The sequence below is a fragment of the Streptomyces antioxidans genome (assembly GCF_000968685.2).
Taxonomy (GTDB): Bacteria; Actinomycetota; Actinomycetes; order Streptomycetales; family Streptomycetaceae; genus Streptomyces; species Streptomyces antioxidans.
The window spans coordinates 1-581 of record NZ_LAKD02000248.1; the positions used below are offsets into that span (position 1 = coordinate 1).

1 protein-coding gene is annotated in these 581 nt (G+C 66.3%); it reads left to right on the forward strand.

The window, feature by feature from the left end; translation table 11 throughout:
- Positions 1–52: 52 nt before the first annotated feature.
- Positions 53–581 (forward strand): SpnB-like Rossmann fold domain-containing protein (locus VT50_RS41530; RefSeq protein WP_420822269.1); only part of this gene is annotated, 529 nt, incomplete at its 3' end.

The following is a 581-nucleotide window of genomic DNA, read 5'->3' on the forward strand; positions in this document are numbered from 1 at the left end:
TGTGGGTGTGGGTGAGGGGTCTGGTGGTGTGGTGGGTGGGGTGCATCGGGTGGTGCGGGAGGTGGCTGCTGTGTTGGGGGTGTTTGTGCGTGATGAGCGGTGGGCGGGGAGTCGTTTGTTGGTGCGGACTTGTGGTGCGGTGGTGGTGGAGCCGGGTGAGTCGGTGGGTAGTTTTGCGGGTGCGGCGGTGTGGGGTTTGGTGCGTAGTGCGCAGGCTGAGCATCCGGATCGGTTTTTGCTTGTCGATGTTCTCGCGGATGAGTGTGATGGTGGTGTGGGGCTTGATGCTGGTGTGGTGGGCGGGTTGGTGGCGTGTGGTGAGCCTCAGCTCGCGGTGCGTGGGGATGTGGTGCGTTGTGCTCGTCTGGCGCGGGTGAGTGGAGCCGGGGCTGTAGAGCGGGTTGGTGGGTGGCAGGGTCCGGGGACGGTGCTGGTCACTGGTGGTACGGGGACGTTGGGCGGATTGGTGGCCCGGCATTTGGTCGTCGAGCACGGGGTGGAGCATCTGCTGCTGGCTGGCCGTAGGGGTCTGGATGCGCCGGGGATGGCGGAGTTGGTGGCTGAGTTGGAGGTGGCCGGGG